General features: G+C 55.4%; 12 protein-coding genes. 8 read left to right on the top strand and 4 right to left on the bottom strand.

Annotated elements, in window-relative coordinates; genetic code table 11:
- The first annotated feature begins 24 nt into the window (after positions 1–24).
- From PYL13_RS19825 to purU, 5 genes are all read left to right on the top strand, one after another.
- Positions 25–1,278 (top strand): sarcosine oxidase subunit beta family protein, encoded by a 1,254-nt coding sequence (locus PYL13_RS19825; RefSeq protein WP_275642068.1) that lies wholly within the window; start codon positions 25–27, stop codon positions 1,276–1,278.
- Positions 1,279–1,290: 12 nt separating this feature from the next.
- The gene (locus PYL13_RS19820; RefSeq protein WP_250985105.1) at positions 1,291–1,623 is read left to right on the top strand and encodes a sarcosine oxidase subunit delta; all 333 of its coding nucleotides are present in this window, start codon (positions 1,291–1,293) and stop codon (positions 1,621–1,623) included.
- Complete coding sequence (locus PYL13_RS19815) at positions 1,620–4,610, top strand: sarcosine oxidase subunit alpha (protein ID WP_275642067.1); 2,991 nt, start codon at positions 1,620–1,622, stop codon at positions 4,608–4,610. Before PYL13_RS19820 ends, PYL13_RS19815 begins: the two co-directional genes overlap by 4 nt.
- A 13-nt stretch (positions 4,611–4,623) precedes the next feature.
- Complete coding sequence (gene soxG / locus PYL13_RS19810; protein WP_275642066.1) at positions 4,624–5,178, top strand: sarcosine oxidase subunit gamma family protein; 555 nt, start codon at positions 4,624–4,626, stop codon at positions 5,176–5,178.
- Between the two features lie 81 nt (positions 5,179–5,259).
- Positions 5,260–6,141 carry a formyltetrahydrofolate deformylase gene (purU, locus tag PYL13_RS19805; RefSeq protein WP_259147347.1) on the top strand — a complete coding sequence of 294 codons (882 nt, stop codon included), beginning with the start codon at positions 5,260–5,262 and terminating at the stop codon, positions 6,139–6,141.
- A 37-nt stretch (positions 6,142–6,178) separates the two neighbouring features.
- Here the strand turns inward: purU and PYL13_RS19800 are convergent, their stop codons facing one another.
- From PYL13_RS19800 to PYL13_RS19785, 4 genes are all read right to left on the bottom strand, one after another.
- A complete protein-coding gene (locus tag PYL13_RS19800; protein ID WP_275642065.1) occupies positions 6,179–6,811 on the bottom strand; it encodes a hypothetical protein in 633 nt (210 codons plus the stop codon).
- A 112-nt stretch (positions 6,812–6,923) separates the two neighbouring features.
- Positions 6,924–8,501, bottom strand: coding sequence for a TerC family protein (locus PYL13_RS19795; protein WP_275642064.1), 1,578 nt, complete (start codon positions 8,499–8,501; stop codon positions 6,924–6,926).
- A complete protein-coding gene (locus PYL13_RS19790) occupies positions 8,498–8,695 on the bottom strand; it encodes a hypothetical protein (RefSeq protein ID WP_250985111.1) in 198 nt (65 codons plus the stop codon). Before PYL13_RS19790 ends, PYL13_RS19795 begins: the two co-directional genes overlap by 4 nt.
- Before the next feature lie 275 nt (positions 8,696–8,970).
- On the bottom strand, positions 8,971–11,142 hold the full coding sequence (locus PYL13_RS19785) for a right-handed parallel beta-helix repeat-containing protein (protein WP_275642063.1): 2,172 nt from the start codon (positions 11,140–11,142) through the stop codon (positions 8,971–8,973).
- 295 nt (positions 11,143–11,437) lie between these two features.
- On the opposite strand from PYL13_RS19785, the gene PYL13_RS19780 reads away from it, so the two are divergent.
- The 3 genes from PYL13_RS19780 to PYL13_RS19770 all read left to right on the top strand — a co-directional run bounded on the left by PYL13_RS19780 (position 11,438) and on the right by PYL13_RS19770 (position 18,096).
- Positions 11,438–12,469, top strand: coding sequence for a D-alanyl-D-alanine carboxypeptidase family protein (locus PYL13_RS19780; RefSeq protein WP_275642062.1), 1,032 nt, complete (start codon positions 11,438–11,440; stop codon positions 12,467–12,469).
- 241 nt (positions 12,470–12,710) lie between these two features.
- Positions 12,711–14,150 (top strand): TolC family outer membrane protein, encoded by a 1,440-nt coding sequence (locus PYL13_RS19775; protein ID WP_275642061.1) that lies wholly within the window; start codon positions 12,711–12,713, stop codon positions 14,148–14,150.
- A gap of 574 nt (positions 14,151–14,724) precedes the next feature.
- Positions 14,725–18,096 carry a BapA/Bap/LapF family large adhesin gene (locus tag PYL13_RS19770; protein ID WP_303299124.1) on the top strand — a complete coding sequence of 1,124 codons (3,372 nt, stop codon included), beginning with the start codon at positions 14,725–14,727 and terminating at the stop codon, positions 18,094–18,096.
- The last annotated feature ends 54 nt before the right edge of the window (positions 18,097–18,150 follow it).

Genomic DNA, 18,150 nt, shown 5'->3' with positions numbered 1-18,150 from the left:
ATGTTCCAACCAGCAGGCCCGCTCATGACGCGCTTTAATGCCTTTAACCTATTGCGGAACGCCCTTACCGGCCACAAGAACTGGGATGAGCAATGGCCCGACAGCGAGCCAAAGGCCGAATATGACGTGATCATCGTCGGCGCTGGCGGTCATGGTCTGGGGGCCGCCTATTATCTGGCGAGTCAGCACGGCATTACCAATGTCGCTGTCATCGACAAGGGTTGGCTTGGCGGTGGAAATACCGGCCGCAACACCACGATCATCCGTTCAAATTACCTCTATGATGAAAGTGCGCGGCTTTACGACCACGCCGTCGACCTGTGGGAAAATCTCAGTCAGGAACTGAACTACAACGTCATGTATTCGCGGCGCGGTGTTCTGATGCTGGCCCATACGGTGCATGATGTGCAAAGCTTCAAGCGTCACATTCATTCCAACCGTCTCAACGGCGTCGATAACCGCTGGCTGAGCGCCGAGGAATGCAAGGAATATTGCCCTCCGCTGAGCATTTCGCCCAATGCCCGTTATCCTGTCGTCGGTGGTGCATTGCAGGAGCGTGCAGGCACGGCACGTCATGATGCGGTCGCCTGGGGTTATGCCCGTGGTGCAGCAGCGCGTGGTGTCGACATCATCCAGAATTGCCCGGTTACGGCCATTCGCCGTAATGCTGACGGTTCCGTTGCCGGCGTTGAAACCGCAAAAGGTTTCATCAAGGCCAAGAAGGTCGCCGTTTCCGCCGCAGGCCATACATCGGTTGTCATGGAAACCGCAGGCGTTCGCCTACCGCTGGAAAGTTATCCGTTGCAGGCACTGGTCTCTGAGCCGATCAAGCCGATTTTCCCTTGCGTCGTGATGTCGAATGCCGTTCACGCCTATATCAGCCAGTCCGATAAGGGTGAACTGGTGATCGGTTCGGGTACCGACCAGTATACATCCTACTCGCAGCGGGGCGGTTTGCCGCTGATCGAACACACGATTGCAGCGATTACGGAAATCTTCCCGATTTTCAATCGCATGCGGATGTTGCGCAAATGGGGCGGCATTGTCGATGTGACACCGGACCGCTCGGCCATTCTTGGCAAAACACCGGTTGACGGTCTCTACGTCAATTGCGGCTGGGGCACCGGCGGGTTCAAGGCAACCCCGGGTGCTGCCCATACCTTTGCTTGGACCATTGCGAAAAACGAACCGCATCCGATCAACGCACCTTTCACGCTGGAGCGTTTCCGCTCGGGTCGCCTGATCGACGAGGCCGCTGCCGCGGCTGTGGCTCACTGAGGAGCTTAAGATATGTTGCTGATCAATTGCCCCTATTGCCAGGAAACACTGCCGGAAGCTGAATTCACCTATGCCGGTCAGGCCCATGTCATTCGCCCAGCTAATCCCTCGTCACAGACGGACGAGCAGTGGGAAGAGTTTCTGTTCATCCGTGAAAACACCAAAGGCCCGCATTTTGAAAGATGGCGGCATCTGCATGGCTGTGGCCGCTTCTTCAATGCTGTGCGCGACACGGTCAGCGACCGCTTCCTGACCACCTACCGTGCAGGTGAGCCACGCCCTGATCTTGCTTCTTTGCCGGGTGTTCCTGTCGGCTCGCCAGTCCGCTCCGAGGTGTCGAAATGAACTCATACCGCGTTTCCGGTCGTGGCCGGGTCGATACAAGCAACCCTGTAAGCTTTACCTTTGACGGCAAGACCTATCGCGGCGCCAAGGGTGACACGGTGGCGTCAGCACTGCTTGCCAATGGCGTGCACCTGATGGGCCGCTCCTTCAAATATCACCGACCACGTGGTCCGGTCGCTGCCGGATCGGAAGAGCCGAATGCGCTGATCGGTACACGACGGGGTGCAGGACGGTTCGAGCCGAATACCCGCGCCACCGTGCAGGAAATCTGGAACGGTCTGGAGACCACATCCCAAAACAAATATCCAAGCCTGAAGTTTGACGTCGGCGCCATCAACGACATGGCCTATATGCTGTTTTCGGCCGGCTTCTACTACAAGACCTTCATGTGGCCGAAGAGCTTCTGGAACAAGGTCTATGAACCTTTCATCCGGGCCGCGGCCGGACTTGGTGTTTCCCCGGCTGAAGAAGACCCCGACCATTATGCCTCGCGCAACCTTCACTGCGATGTGCTGATCATCGGTGCCGGTCCAGCCGGTCTGGCTGCTGCGCGCGCTGCCGCCGTTGATGGTCTGAAAGTCGTTGTCGTCGATGAAAATGCCGAGGCTGGCGGTACCTTGCTGTCTGAGCCGCAGGCACAAATCAATGGTCAACCTGCATGGAACTGGTTAGCAAATGAGCTGAAGGCATTGAAGGAGTTGGGCGTCCGGGTCATGACCCGGACAACAGCCATTGCCTATTATCACCAGAACATGATCGGTCTATGCGAAAAGCTGACCGACCACCTTGAAACCCTGCCGCAGGATGTGCCGCGTGAACGCCTGTGGCGGGTACGGGCGCGCCAGGTGGTGCTGGCGCAGGGTGCGCTGGAAAAGCCATTGGTGTTTCATGGCAATGATCGTCCGGGGGTAATGCTGGCTGGTTCTGCCCAGACCTATCTCAACCGTTACGGCGTTAAGGTCGGCAACAGGCCAGTGGTGGTCACCAGCCATGACAGTGCGTGGTATGCCGCTTTTGATCTTCATGGTGCTGGTGCTCGCGTTCAGGCAATCATCGATACACGGCCTGATGTACGGCCAGAACTGGTGAATGAAGCCCGGGCACTCGGCATCCCGGTCCTGATGTCGCATACGGTGACGGCGACGTCGGGACGGCTGCGTGTCAGTTCGCTTCGCGCGAACCCGGTCAATGGTTCTACTGTGGGCGCCGGCCAGTCTATCGCGTGCGATGCGGTGCTGATGTCGGGTGGATGGACCCCTTCCTTGCATCTCTTTTCCCACACTCAAGGCAAGATAGCCTGGGATGATGAACGCACCACTTTCCTGCCAGCTGTAACCAATGAAGATTGCTTGATTGCCGGTGCAGGGCGGGGGCTTTGGGGCATTGAAGCTGCGCTGAAGGACGGTGCGGAACGAGGCCGTGAAGTTGCAGAAGCGCTTGGCAAGACAAGTGGTACCTCCGGCTATCTGGTGGATCATGACCGGGTAGGCACAGGCGTCTCGCATACAGAACTGCCAAGCAACCGTCATCCCGGCAAGGCAAAAGCCTTTGTCGACTACCAGAACGACGTGACTGCCAAGGACTTGCGACTGGCGGTTCGGGAAGGCATGCGCTCGATCGAACATGTCAAACGTTACACCACCAATGGCATGGCGACCGATCAAGGCAAGATGTCCAACATCAACGGCCTGAATATTGCGGCCGAAGCCCTGGGGAAACGCCAGCCGGAAGTCGGTCTGACCACATTCCGTCCGCCTTACACGCCGACGACCTTTGGCGCCTTTGCAGGGTATCACCGTGGCGGACATTTTGAGGTAACACGCAAGACACAGATTGATGGCTGGGCCGAAGAGCACGGCGCCGCCTATGAGCCTGTCGGCCAATGGCGCCGCGTCTGGTATTTCCCGAAGCCCGGCGAAGATATGGATGCTGCGGTTGGCCGCGAATGCCGTGCGGTGCGCGACAGCGTCGGTATTTTCGATGCCTCGACACTTGGTAAGATCGAAGTCGTCGGCCCCGATGCCGTCGAGTTCATGAACCGCATGTACACCAATCCGTGGACCAAACTGGCACCAGGTCGTTGCCGTTACGGCTTGTTGCTGGGTGACGATGGTTTCATTCGTGATGACGGTGTGATTGGCCGCATGACGGAGGATCGTTTCCACGTGACCACCACCACCGGCGGCGCGGCGCGGGTTCTGAACATGATGGAGGATTACCTCCAGACCGAATGGCCTTACCTTAATGTCTGGCTGACCTCCACTACCGAACAGTGGTCGACCATCGCCCTGAACGGTCCGAATGCGGCAAAGCTGCTTGCACCGCTGGTCGAGGGTGTCGAGCTGACGGAAGAGGCTTTCCCGCACATGTCCTGTGTGGAGTGCACGGTGGCCGGAATGCCGGCGCGACTGTTCCGGGTCAGCTTTACTGGTGAGATCGGTTTTGAGGTCAATGTTCCGGCGCCGCTTGGTCGCAAGCTGTGGGACATCCTCTGGGAGGCCGGCCAGCAATATGGGATTACCGCCTACGGCACGGAAACCATGCACGTGCTGCGCGCCGAGAAGGGTTACATCATTGTTGGTCAGGACACCGACGGCACGGTCACGCCTTATGACGCGGCGATGGGCTGGGCAGTTGGCAAGAACAAACCTGACTTCGTTGGCAAACGTGGCCTTGCACGCCCTGATCTCACTGCCAAGGGGCGCAAACACCTTGTCGGCCTTCTGACCGAAGACCGCTCGAAGTTGGAAGAGGGTGCCCAGATCGTCTTTGATCCAAACCAGCCGATCCCGATGAAAATGGTGGGTCACGTGACCTCCGCTTACCACTCGGACGCGGTTGGCCAGCCAATTGCACTGGCTCTGGTGGAGGGTGGTCATGAGAGGGCCGGTGAGACGGTCTACATCCCGATGCCGGACCGCACCATTGCCGCAAAAATTACCGGCATGGTGTTTGTCGATCCCGAAAACTCCCGCCTGAAGATCTGATCTGGAGATGACCATGAATATGCGCGTTTCTTTTCCCACCTCAGGTACGCTGGCCGAAAGCAAGGCTGCGCGGGTCGGCCTTTCCTCGGCCAATGGGCGCTTGTCGCTGCGGGCGCGTGGTGACCTGTCACCGCTGAACAATACTCTTGGTCTTGTTTTGCCAAACAGGATCGGTGCGCGTGTTTCCTCAGGCGCAGTCGAGGTGGTTCACCTCGGTCCGGATGAGTGGACGATCCATTGCCCGGTGGATGACGTTGCGGGTCTGGTTGCTGCCTGTGCAAACATCTATGCGGCTCATCCGCATAGTCTTGTCGATATCTCCGGCCGCGAAGTGACAGTGGTGATCGAGGGGCCACAGGCCGCCGAACTGCTGACGCTTGGCTGCGCCCGCGACATCGATACCATTCCTGTTGGGGAGGCGCGTCGGACAAATTTCGACGGTGTAACCGTGGTGCTGCGGCGTGATGCGGCAGATCGGTTCCGCATGGATATCTGGAACAGTTTTGCGCCGCATCTTGGCCATCTGCTCGAAACCGGCTGCAAGGAACTTGCTGCAGAAATCGTCTAAAATATCGTGCAGCAGCGAAATAGAACACTGTGAAAGCGGATTTTACCCTGGTGATAGGGTTGAGCAGGAGAGCAGGGTAGAATGGCATACATCATGAAAGTCTCGTGCCCCGCACGAAGCGGTATCGTTGCCGCCGTGTCCGGTTATCTGGCCGACTGCGGATGCAACATCAACGACAGTTCACAATTCACCGATCAGGAAAATGACCGCTTTTTCATGCGGTTAAGTTTTGTTTCGGAGAAGGGCACGGACCGGGACGCCCTGGCTGAGGGCTTTGCATCCATCGCAAAAGATTTTGACATGGGATACGAGTTCCACGACCAGTCCCGCAAAGCCAAGGTGGTGATCATGGTGTCGCGCTTTGGCCATTGCCTGAATGATCTTCTGTACCGTTCTCGAATAGGGGCGCTGCCGGTGGAGATCGTTGCGGTGATTTCCAATCATCTCGACTATCAAAAGCAGGTGGTAAATGATGACATTCCTTTTTACCACATCCGCGTCACGCCGGAGACCAAGCCCGAGGCCGAAGCGGCGATCCTGCAGGTTGTCCATGATACCAATGCGGAACTTGTTGTGCTGGCTCGCTACATGCAGGTTCTGTCGGACCAACTGTGTCAGGAAATGTCTGGCCGGATCATCAATATTCACCACTCTTTCCTGCCATCCTTCAAAGGGGCCAACCCTTACAAACAGGCCTATGAGCGAGGTGTGCGGCTGATTGGTGCGACGGCGCATTACGTCACCGCAGATCTCGATGAAGGGCCGATCATTGAGCAGGACACCACGCGCGTAACCCATGCACAAAGTGCGATGGACTATGTCAGTCTTGGCCGTGACGTGGAGAGCCAAGTGCTGGCCCGCGCCATACATGCCCATATTCATCACCGGGTCTTCCTGAATGGAAACAAGACCGTGGTATTTCCAGCATCGCCGGGCGAATATGTTTCTGAACGTATGGGATAGTGCTAGCAAGCCATCTCACTACTTGCCGCTCAAAAATCTAGCGTAAAAATCCGTCGCGGTCGAAATCTTCCCATCCTGACAGATTGGTCTCATCGGATTTGGGTTTTGCTTTTGTTTTGTCCTTGCTGGCCTTTTTCAACGAGCGTGTGAGTTTGGCCTGATAGGCTGCTCGCCGTCTGTTTTCCAGCTTGGCGGCGGCATCTTCTTCACGCCATTCATCGACCGTTCCACGGTCCAGCAGATCTTCGACAACCTTCGGCTCGAAGACATGGAAGGTGATCTTTTTCGCACGTCCTCGCAGTTTCACCGTGCGCGTTCCGGCACTGGGCAATCGGCCATCATTCAGCCACCTATGGCGTTCCGTTGTCGAGATGGTCAGGATGTCTTCGATTTCACGGGGTATTACCGGCAGGCTGGCAATATTGGCGAGCACTTCGGAAACCGTTGCTGATGCGGCACGAAAAGTTGTTCTCGACGTTTCCGGTAATGCGAGCGTGAGTATGCCGACCTCAAGGTCGATCGACTTGCGAATGGTCATCGGAAGCCGTGCCTGAACTTCCTGGAGAATGCCTTTGGCGCGTACAGCCGATCCGAGCGTTGCCGAGGTTGGCAATTCCCACGTTTTGACCAGCTCAGGGCCATCATCGTCTGTCAGCTTTTTCTTCGGCATGTCAGTTAAAGATGGAGGTCGGACCCTGCAAAGTCAACGCCTACAAGTCGTTTGCGCCCCGGCAGTCGCGCGGGCGACTGCCGGGGCATGTATTGTCAGTGACGGACCGAACTCACGCCTCGAGAGAGGTCATTTCCAACTCTGTGAGGTGTTTTTTAATTCTCACCTTGTTGATGTTGCGGCCATCAAGCGCCACCACTTCGAAGACTAGACCGTTAAATACGACCGTTTCACCCTGACGCGGAAGGTGGCCAAGACGCCACAGGATGAGGCCCGCCAACGTGGAGTAACGGTTGGCATCATCCACCAGATCGGCATCAACGATCTTTGACACGTGACGGATGTCGGTACGACCATCGACCAGCAGGGCATCATCTGCCTCGCGCTCGAGAGTGAACGGCTCGTCATCATCCAGGAACTCGCCGGCAATGGCTTCCAGCAAATCGGTCGGTGTGACCATGCCTTCCATCGAACCATATTCATCGAGGACAATAGCGACCTGAAGACGGGACTGGCGAAGCTGCTCCAGAAGGCGCAGGGCGCTGACGCTTTCATGCACGACAAGAGGCTGGCGCAGGGAGCGATCGAAATCGATCTTACCGGTTTCCAGGAGGTCGCGGAGCAAGTCCTTCGCGAACGCGACGCCGAGGAAGTCATCCAGGCTGCCACGACCGATCGGGAAACGGGAATGGCCCGTCTCGATGATCTGCTTTCTCAGCTCGTCTTCGCTGTCGTCAATATCAAGCCACTCGACATCACGGCGTGGGGTCATGATGGATTTTGCCGGACGGTCGGCGAGCGCCAGCACACTTTCGATCATGTCATGCTCGACCGGGGTGAAGAGTTCGTTCTCCGTTGCCCGGTCGGCAATCACGTCGCCTGCTTCGCCAAGCGACGTCTCGCTCTTGCGGCTGCCAAGTAGCGACAGAACCGCATTGGCCGTACGCTCTCTCAGGTCACCCGTGCTCATGAACCGCTCGCGATTGCGGCGACCGACCTGGTTGAAAGCTTCGATCAGGATAGAGAAGCCGATAGCGGCATAGAGATAACCCTTCGGAATATGGAATCCGAGACCTTCAACGACCAGCGAGAAACCGATCATCATCAGGAAGCCAAGGCAAAGGATGACGACGGTTGGATGTTTGGACACAAATGCCATCAGCGGCTTGGATGCCATCATCATCACGGCCATTGCCACGATAACACCGATCATCATGACCGACAGTTCTTTCACCATGCCAACGGCGGTGATGACGCTGTCGAGCGAGAAGACTGCGTCAAGTACAACGATCTGGACAAGAACCTGCCAGAAAATGGCGTGGTGGATCTTGCCTTCCTTGTGTTCGGTATGTCCTTCTAGCCGTTCGTGCAGTTCCATCGTTCCCTTGAACAACAGGAAGACGCCACCAAGAATAAGGATCAGGTCACGACCGGATATCTCCATGCCTGCAACGGTAAATAATGGTGCTGTCAGGGTAACGATCCACGCGATCGAAGCGAGCAGGATGAGGCGCATGACCAGCGCCAGACTAAGGCCAATCAGGCGGGCCTTTTCGCGTTGGTGTTCCGGGAGCTTGTCCGCCAGAATGGCAATGAAGACAAGATTGTCGATACCGAGAACAATTTCGAGAACGATAAGGGTGGCAAGACCCGCCCAAGCGGCCGGGTCGGACATCCATTCGAAAATCATATATTGTAGAGACCGCCCGTCAGGGTGAGGCCAATCCTTCTGTTGTTGAAATTAGGAAACGCGTAAAGCCGCCCCGTTGCCGGCGCGGTTGATGTAAAAGCTTTGATTTCATGAAAAAGCGACGCCGCGTCGAAGCGGGTCGCGGTCATTCGGTATCCGTCAGTACTGTCGCCGTCTTCGGCTTCGTCTGGCATTTTCGGTTTCCTCTGGGGCAGAGAGGTATAACAAGACCACGCTCCAAAGCTAGAGCCAATTTGCAATTTTTGGCGTTCCCGCCGGGTAGGCATAAAACTTGTGGCTGCGTTTTGACCGGTGAGAGTGATGACAAGGCACCGAACTATGCCGGGGAAAAAGACGCTGATTGGCACCAGGGCCTGTTTTGATCAGAGCAACGGAATTGCTGTTGAAAACCGCTGGTTCGAGGGCCGGATATCCCGACCCTCGATGTTTTTCAGCCGATTTCCTTGGTTTAACCGCAACGTCCATTGAAATTCGTGCTGTCGATCGCCGTGCCGTTAAGCAGCAGCACTGAGCCCGGATCCTGCGAAATCGAGCCGCTCAGGCCGCCCATCCACGACGCGTCGGATTTGCAATCGCGTGGCGTGTTGATAACGCGAATGTTACCTGTGAGGTTTTCACTTGGCCCCATAAAATAAAGCCCTGCCAGCGTCGCGTCATCGATGACGACATTGTCGAAACTGATGTCTTTGATGGGGCCGCCCAGGAAACCCCATTCATCGCCATACAGGAACATGCCATAAGTACCGGCATTCTTGATGGTGACATTGCTGAGACTGATGTCGGTCACAGGATTGAAGAATATCCCGGCATTGTTGGTGTCTTCGATCGACAGTCCGTTCACACGCACATTGGTTGTCTTTGCTTCATCAGGCAACGTACTGGCGGAAATCAACATCAGACCGTTGACGCCTCCCTTCAGTGTCATGTCCGTTATCGTCACATTCGAAGTCCCCTGCAGAACAACCAGGTCCATGTCGCGGCCTTGCTGCGAGTTATCGATCGTAACCTCATTCATGCTGACTGTGTCTGCAGCAACGAGAAGAATACCTTCACGACGGGAGCGGGAAATCGTCACATTGTCGAGGCTGATGTTGCTGGCCAGATCCGTGACCACGGGTGGCCATCCACTGTCATCGATCGCACTGCCTGCAAAGATACCGTATGTTACGCTGTCGATTGTCGTGTCCTTGACCGTGAGGTTTCGGGTGCCGTGCGCGCTGATAGCTGCATAAGGCGCGACATTCTGATTTCCGACGGCAAATTCACACGCAGTATTGTTTTCGCAAATGAACAGATCGTGGATACGGCTATTCTGGATGGTTGCTCCATCCACCTGCGTCAATCGAATGCCGTCATGTGCGGTGTTGGTTACATCAACGCTGTCGATGAACAGGTTGGATGTACCGTTACTGCCGATACCCGCCAATCCGCCAGAGATCGAAAGCGACGATACAACACTGTTCGACGCCATGGTGATGACGTCTTGCGACGGGTCATAACCCGTCAATACGCCAGCAGCATTCTGGTTAACATAACTTCCCTTGGCGCCGCTTGAGGCACCGCGCAGTGCCAGATTGCCACCGCCACCAAGCAGCGTCTGTCCGCTTGCCAGTGATAAGGATTGGTCGAGCCCGATGCTGCCATCGACCAGGATCACGGCGCTAGTGCCCGCCGATGCGATACGCGCATTTATGGCCGATGTGTTGCCGCTTGCCGATGAAATAGAGACAACCTTTCCAGCCATCTGGCCATTCAGGTCGATAATAGCATCTTCGAGATCGCCTGTTGCCCCAACATGTGTGCGAATTGCAGAATTACGCTCGACGCGTTGCGTCCACGGATCAAAGGGCTCAGCGTTTTCTGTTTCCGTAACACCGAACGGTATTCTGAGACGTGCCATCAGGGCGCCGTCAAATCGGTCCTCATTATCATAGGTTCCTGTCAGCGCGATATGCGCAGTCGATCCTGCGGGTAACACCGGAAGATTTGCAAAGGCCAGCTCTGCTCGCAATTTTGCGCCGAACATGTCGTCCATCTTCTTGCCGCCATACCAGTAGCTACCGGCAAACAGCTTGAGTTCCGCGTTGCCAGTGGACGATATTCCGGGAACCTTGATGCCGATTTCGGTATCGATGCCTGGTCTTGCTCTTTCCATGCCTTCGCGGAATTTCAAGGTTCCACCATCAATCACCCCGGCGCCTGCGCCATCGACGGACTTGCCCGCACCAATCGGCAGGTAGATGTTGGCCCTTGTTTCATAAATCTGGCCGATTGCCTCGACACCGAAGGACATCTGGTGGAAACTGTTGTCCAGTCCGCTGTTGAGATAATCGTAATAACCATAAAGGCCACCGACCCAACTGCCCGCCGAAAATCGATAGCCGCCGCCGAATGAGCCTTTTTGCACATCACCTTGCTGGATGGCGGCCCCGATATCGAAAAATAGTGCAGTGCTGTTGTCCAGCATAAACGGCAACATCAGCCCAAGGTTTGCCGCGGACTCCTGACTTTGCCAGCGTCCTTCAAATTCAGTGAAAGCCTTCAGTTGCTGGGCATTCGCAGGCACAGCAAAGACTGCCGCTGCCACCACCGGCGCGGTTAAAACTCCCAAAAATGTCATAAATTCCCCCATGCAAAAAGCCGGTAACGGCTTCAGGAGATGGCTCTATAATACATGATAATTTGAGTCAACAAAAGTAATTCGCGACATATGTACTGTTCACATATGCGGCTATTGAACAGAGCTTATTGCAAGACAGCATCGACAAACATGCCCGATCCGCCCTATACCCAAGGGACTGTTCACAAACCAAAGCATATGCCGCATGTCATTCTTAGAGCGCTCTCATTCTTCTTGTCCAAAACGCGGTTCAATCGCAAACCTGGGGACGACGCTAAAGCGTCTCACAGGAAAAATGCTGACAAGCGTGTTGCTCAGCGCTTCTTTCCTGGCGAGTTCAGCGGCAAATGCAACGCCTGTTCTTGTTGTTGATGTTGCAAGTCGCGGCGTGCTTTATCAGGAAGATGCAGGCGTGCCATGGTATCCTGCTTCCACAACCAAGTTGATGACGGCCCTGCTGACTTTCGAGGCTCTTCGTGCAAATACAGTGACCCTGACGACGCCAGTCGTGATGACGCGCAATGCAACGAAGCAGGCGTTTCTGGAATCGGGGCTGACCTTTGGGCGTACTATGACGCTTGAAGATGCCCTTTACGCGACAATCACAGCGTCCGCCAACGATGTGGCCGTTGCCCTTGCGGAAACCGTGGCTGCCAGCGAGCAAGCATTCGTTGCGCGCATGAATGAAAGGGCGGCTTCGCTTGGTATGACCGGCACGCATTTTGCCAGCCCAAACGGTCTGTTCAGCCGACAGAATTATTCCACGGCCCGTGATCTTGCGATCCTTGGAATGGAAATAGACAGGCTGTTTCCGCAGTATCGCCATTTCTTTGAAGCAACGGCGGTCACCATCGATGGTAAGGAAATTAAGTCCAATAATTTGTTGCTGACCCGCTTCAGCGGCACGGTTGGCATGAAGACCGGTTTCCTGTGTGCCTCTGGCAGAAACTACGTCGGGCTTACCGAGCGTAACGGCAAACAGGTGATGGTGGTTGTTCTCGGTGCAACCACTGAACGCGAACGCAATGAGCGTTCAGCGCAGTATCTGACGCAGGCCTTTGACGGACGTCTTACTGCAAATGCAGGCCGTGTGGATGATATCCGTAACCGACCTGATGTCGCGCCTGAGGATATGCGTGTTCGCCTTTGCACAAACCAGAGCGTTGCCTATGAGAACAGCCGTGAGGCTTTGTACCCGATGGGACTGCCGGGCCATGCCAGCTATCTAGAGAGTGAAATGCCAGGTCGTCCGCACGCTATCCGGACATGGGCGAGCGAAAATGTGGTGAATGTACCAGTACCGACACCGCGTCCGGCCAATCTTTAATGATGACATGAAGCTCGGTCTGGCACCGTGGCAGACCGATTGTAGCAGCTTAAGCCTGTCAAGGTCACCGTTGGCTCTACCCTGCATTGCTGCGGTGCACGAATTTCAATTAACTAACCATTAACCATGCTCATTTAGCTTTGGCTTATAAAGCCGGATTGTATCGGCGTATCACAGGCCATTTCTTTGTTCTGCGTACTGGCAAGTTGCTCATTCTTCTCGTTTGAAGGTGGAACGTTGTATGCAGTCTCACTGGCTTCCCGCCCTTCTTTGCACTATTGCCGTTGGTGTCTCGGCGACCGGTTGCGCAAACGGCTCCCGTATCCAGAAACAACAGGTCAACACAGCAGTTACGGGAGATGCCGGTGCTCAGGCGCGCGCATCGCAGGGTGATGATCTGCCGGGTGTCACTGGTCCGATAACCGGCTCAATCAAGCCGGTGAATTTTGAAAAGGCCGAACACAAGGGGCCTTTGTCGCTTGAAACGGCGGTACGAAAAGCCGTTGATTGGCACCCCGCAGTCACGGAGACGGTGGGCCGCCTGCGCCAACAAACAGAGTCCGTCAACGAAGCGCGTTCAGGCTATCTGCCTAATGTCAGCTGGGGTGTGGATTCGGCCTACAATACCAATCGATCGGATCGTTACAGCCCGGACCTTAACCTCAATGTCTCGCAAATGCTGTATGATTTTGGCAAGGTCGACAACAAGGTGAAGATTGCCACTGCCGGTATTTCTGGCCGCAAGTCGCAGGTTTTGATGGCAGTCGATGACCTCGCACGCGAGACGTCATATGCGGTGATTGAAATTCAGCGCAATCGTGCTCTGCGCCTTGTGGCGCGTGACCAGATCAAGGATACCAAAGCAATTCTGGGATTGGTCAGTTCCCGGACGGACAAGGGTGCAAGCACCCGTTCCGACCTGCTTCAGGCGGAGGCACGTGTCCAGGCTGCTGAGGCCACATTGCTTGAGATTGAGGGGGAACTGGCCCGCTGGCAAGCGGTGCTTTCGAATCTGAGCGGTATTGCCGGACGGATTGATGTTTCTGACGCGATGCCAGCCTGGCTGGCGAAAGCCTGTGGCTCGACAAATCTGGACTGGTCGCAGGTACCGGCAGTGATGCAGGCAGATGCGGACCGCAAGGCTGCCGCAGCGCAGGTTGATCTTGCCAGGGCCGAAGGGCTTCCAACCCTGTCGCTTGATGCAGGCATCGGTGTCGATCCCACGGATATTGGTTCTCACAAACCGGACTATAGCGTTGGCTTGCGGGTAACCGGCAGCCTCTACAATGGCGGCGCAACAAGTGCCCGGCGTAACATGGCAACGCAGGCGCTTGGTGCATCGCAGGCGGCAGAAGCACGCGCACGGGTCGATATCTTGCGGAACCTCACGGAGGCCAGCAGCCAGATTTCGAGCAAGGAAAGCCTGTATCGCTCTCTTTCCGTCCGCCAAACCACCATGCGGCAGACCCGCGATCTCTACCAGACGCAATATATTGAACTAGGCACCAGAAGCCTGCTGGATTTGCTCAATGCTGATCAGGAGTTGCATGCGGCGAGGTTTGACATCAGCAATATTAAATATGATCTGCATCGGTTGAATATTGACTGTACGTTCAGTGCGGGACAAATACGCAAGGCTTTTGCGCTTGAAGGTCAAACCGTTCAAGGCGTGCCATTGTAGGTGGTTGCCAACACAACCATCTTGAGGCCGATAAATAATTGATTTTTGTCATTTTATTGAAAATATTCCAGTCTTTTCATGTTGTGTGAGTAGGTTCCTGAACCTTTGCCGGTTCTTCTAATTGAGATTTTACCGCCCGCTGGCGTGGCACAAATCGGAACGGTACTGTCTACAAGCGGTACGAATGATCGCTAGAGAACAAAAATAAAGCAGATTTTTTACTTGAGACCACCTCCGTAACGGCACAGGTGGTTCTGAGCGCCGCACATTAATTCCCTGCTTTTTGTTCTGGGAAATTGCCGTTTGTTTTCGAAGAATTAACTAAAGTAGACTTAACTAATACTATTGCTGGTTGTTTTTCTTGCAACGCCCAGCTTCTATGCAATTATGAGAATGGGAGAGGCCCTTCAGAGGTAAATTTCCTTAAGGCCAAAAATCAGAGCTGATGGTTCAGCTCTACACCTCGCGGCGGTTCGCCGTTCGCAAAAATCCGGTTTCTTGAAAGTTGCTTGGTGTTCCGAGTGGCAGTGAATTTCTGTCACCGCTTGTTGCCGCGTTGCAGGAGAACAATTTCATGGTTGCGATAGTCACAGATAAGTCAGAGGGAAGTTCTCGATCGGTGTCACTCTATGACCTGAATGTAGATAGACCCAGTATCGTGCAGATTAATGCGTCGCCCAATGACGTTGCCAATTTCGTTCGTGATGGCGACGATCTGCTGATGCGCATGCGATCAGGTGAGACGATCCGGATAGGCAACTTCTATCATGAGGTTGACGGCGAACACAGCCAGCTGGTGCTGGAAGACGAAAACGGAAATCTCTGGCTTGGCGAACATGGCGATGGCTTGGCAGATTTCCAGTTCTCGCAAATTGAAGGTGTAGACCAGCTGGTCGGTGCCACAACAGGCGATGGTTCTATTCTTGGTCTGGCGGCACTCGGCCTGCTGGCCGGCGGAGCGGCTCTCGCTCTTGGTGGCGGATCCTCTGGAGACGACAGTGACGCCGATGCTGACGCTGATGCCGATGCTGACGCTGATGCCGATGCTGACGCTGATGCCGATGCTGACGCTGATGCCGATGCTGACGCTGATGCCGATGCTGACGCTGATGCCGATGCTGACGCTGATGCCGATGCTGACGCTGATGCCGATGCTGACGCTGATGCCGATGCTGACGCTGATGCCGATGCTGACGCTGATGCCGATGCTGACGCTGATGCCGATGCTGACGCTGATGCCGATGCTGACGCTGATGCCGATGCTGACGCTGATGCCGATGCTGACGCTGATGCCGATGCTGACGCTGATGCCGATGCTGACGCTGATGCCGATGCTGATGCCGATGCTGACGCTGATGCCGATGCTGACGCTGATGCCGATGCTGACGCTGATGCCGATGCTGACGCTGATGCCGATGCTGACGCTGATGCTGACGCTGATGCCGATGCCGATGCCGATGCCGATGCTGATGCCGATGCCGATGCTGACGCTGATGCCGATGCCGATGCCGATGCCGATGCCGATGCTGATGCTGACGCTGATGCCGATGCCGATGCCGACGCTGACGCCGATGCCGACGCTGACGCCGATGCCGACGCCGATGCCGACGCTGACGCCGATGCTGACGCCGATGCCGATGCTGACGCTGATGCCGATGCTGACGCTGATGCCGATGCTGACGCTGATGCCGATGCTGACGCTGATGCCGATGCTGATGCCGATGCTGACGCTGATGCCGATGCTGACGCTGATGCCGATGCTGACGCTGATGCCGATGCTGACGCTGATGCCGATGCCGATGCCGATGCCGATGCCGATGCCGATGCCGACGCTGACGCCGATGCCGACGCTGACGCCGATGCTGACGCCGATGCCGATGCTGACGCCGATGCCGACGCTGACGCCGATGCCGACGCTGACGCCGATGCTGATGCCGATGCTGATGCCGACGCTGACGCTGATGCCGACGCTGACGCTGATGCCGACGCTGACGCTGATGCCGATGCTGACGCTGATGCCGATGCTGACGCTGATGCCGATGCCGACGCTGATGCTGATGCTGACGCTGACGCAGATCTCGAGCCTACCAATGACGTGGCATCAGCCAGCGTGACAATTCTGCCAACAGTGACGGAAGATGTGCCACTGGGTAACGCGAGTTATGTTGCTATCGTCAACCTGCTCAATATCGACCTGCAGGTTATCGCAAATGCAATCGAGTTCGAGGTTGATGCAGGCCACACCCAAGATTTGCAGTACGACGTGAGTGGACTTGCCAATGTCGGGGTGATCGGGAACTACAATCTCGTTTTGCAAAAATGGGATCCGGCAACTCAGCAATGGACTGGCATCAATGGCCAAGGGCAATCCACCCCATTGTCGCTGGCTCTTCTGGGAGGAACCAGCGGAACCGTGACCGGACTTGAACCCGGCGAATATCGCGCTTTTATGGGGTATGACGACGGTACTTTGATCGGTATTGGTGTCGGCGGCACATTGAACCTCACTGCAACGGATAATGATTTTACCGACATTGCTGGGTATGAACCCGTTGCCGCAATCGGCAATGTCATGAGCAATGACGATGTTCCTGCTGGCACAACGGTGCAAAGTGTTGATGGTACAACGATTGATCCGGGCGGAACGACAATTCAGGGCGACTTTGGTCAATTGACCATTCTGCCGAACGGCGCGTTCACCTATACCCCAACCGCCAGCGGTGCGGGGATAGGTAAAGTCGACACGTTCGAGTACACGCTGGTCGATGCAGATGGAAAAACAGGCACTGCGACACTGAATGTCCAGATTGGCAGCGATAGTGTAACTCTGGCCTGGGATGGAGCCGATCCGAGCCAGGCAGCAACGTTTGAATTCTCCGCCACTGGCGACGATGCAAGTGCATCTGTTGTCTGGGAAAATGTCACAAACGATGCATTCTTCGATGATAGTGAAGACGTGCTAATCAGCCTTCTCCAGCCAACAACAACATATAACAGTCAAGCATTTGTCGTCACCGACAGCATGGATGTTTCCGGCACCATTGTTCTTTCGGTAATCGCTGCGGCACTATCCAACGGCGAAATTGCTCTCCAAAGGGAGGTAAGCCCAGGAAACTGGCAGAATGTGCAGAGCGCACCCTTCAGCATCCTTGTTGGATTGCTTGGACCTATTGCCACAATCGATCTTTCGACAGTCGATTTTACTGCTGGAAACTATCGAGTTCATGCAACGTTGTCAGGGGTTGGTGTCGGTGTTCAGACCTCCCTTACGACAAATGTCGATGTCACCTATACCGATCAGTTCGAAATCGGGAGTGCGACTGGCGATACGGGTAACCTGCTGACCAATGACGATTTGGGCTCGGCCTTCACGTCATTCCAGATTTTTGACGGAACGAGTTATGTCAAAGTGACCGGCGCTATGAACATAGTGGGAGATTACGGCACGCTTACCGTAAACTCTGACGGGAGTTATAGTTATGTGCCGGACCCGACCCTGACGCACTTCACCGATGTTCAGACGGATACGTTTGAATATCAGTTGGTGCATCCTACAGGGCCTGTGGAACAATCATCTCTGGTTGTCACCGTCGAGCCATCTGGCGCTGGTGTTCCAGTCCAGACAATGATGATGTTTGTTGCAGACGATATTGGCGGGCTCGACCAAATCGATGCAACCCATGACGACGGTTCTTCCTCACATGCACCCACGGACAGTCATGACGATCTGTCACAGCTCATCGATGATACTGGCGATGACCTGACTATTCCTCTCGAGGGACTGGATGCGCTGTCTGCTCCGGATGATTCGGATGCTGACCTGACCACCGTCGAAGAGCGTGTGGACATGATCGATACTCCGGATCCGGTAGATTTGCCCGTTGATCCCCTCGGGCATCTCGCCACCGAAGACGACTGGAACTCTCATAACTCGCACGTAGTCTGAAAGAACTGAAGCGGCAGGTTGGCACCAACAGTCCACCTGCCGCGCAAGAGGAGC

This window comes from Agrobacterium sp. Azo12 (assembly GCF_029193765.2).
Lineage (GTDB): Bacteria > Pseudomonadota > Alphaproteobacteria > Rhizobiales > Rhizobiaceae > Agrobacterium.
The sequence above is the reverse complement of the archived record's forward strand: the minus strand, read 5'-3'. Positions and strand labels throughout refer to the sequence as shown.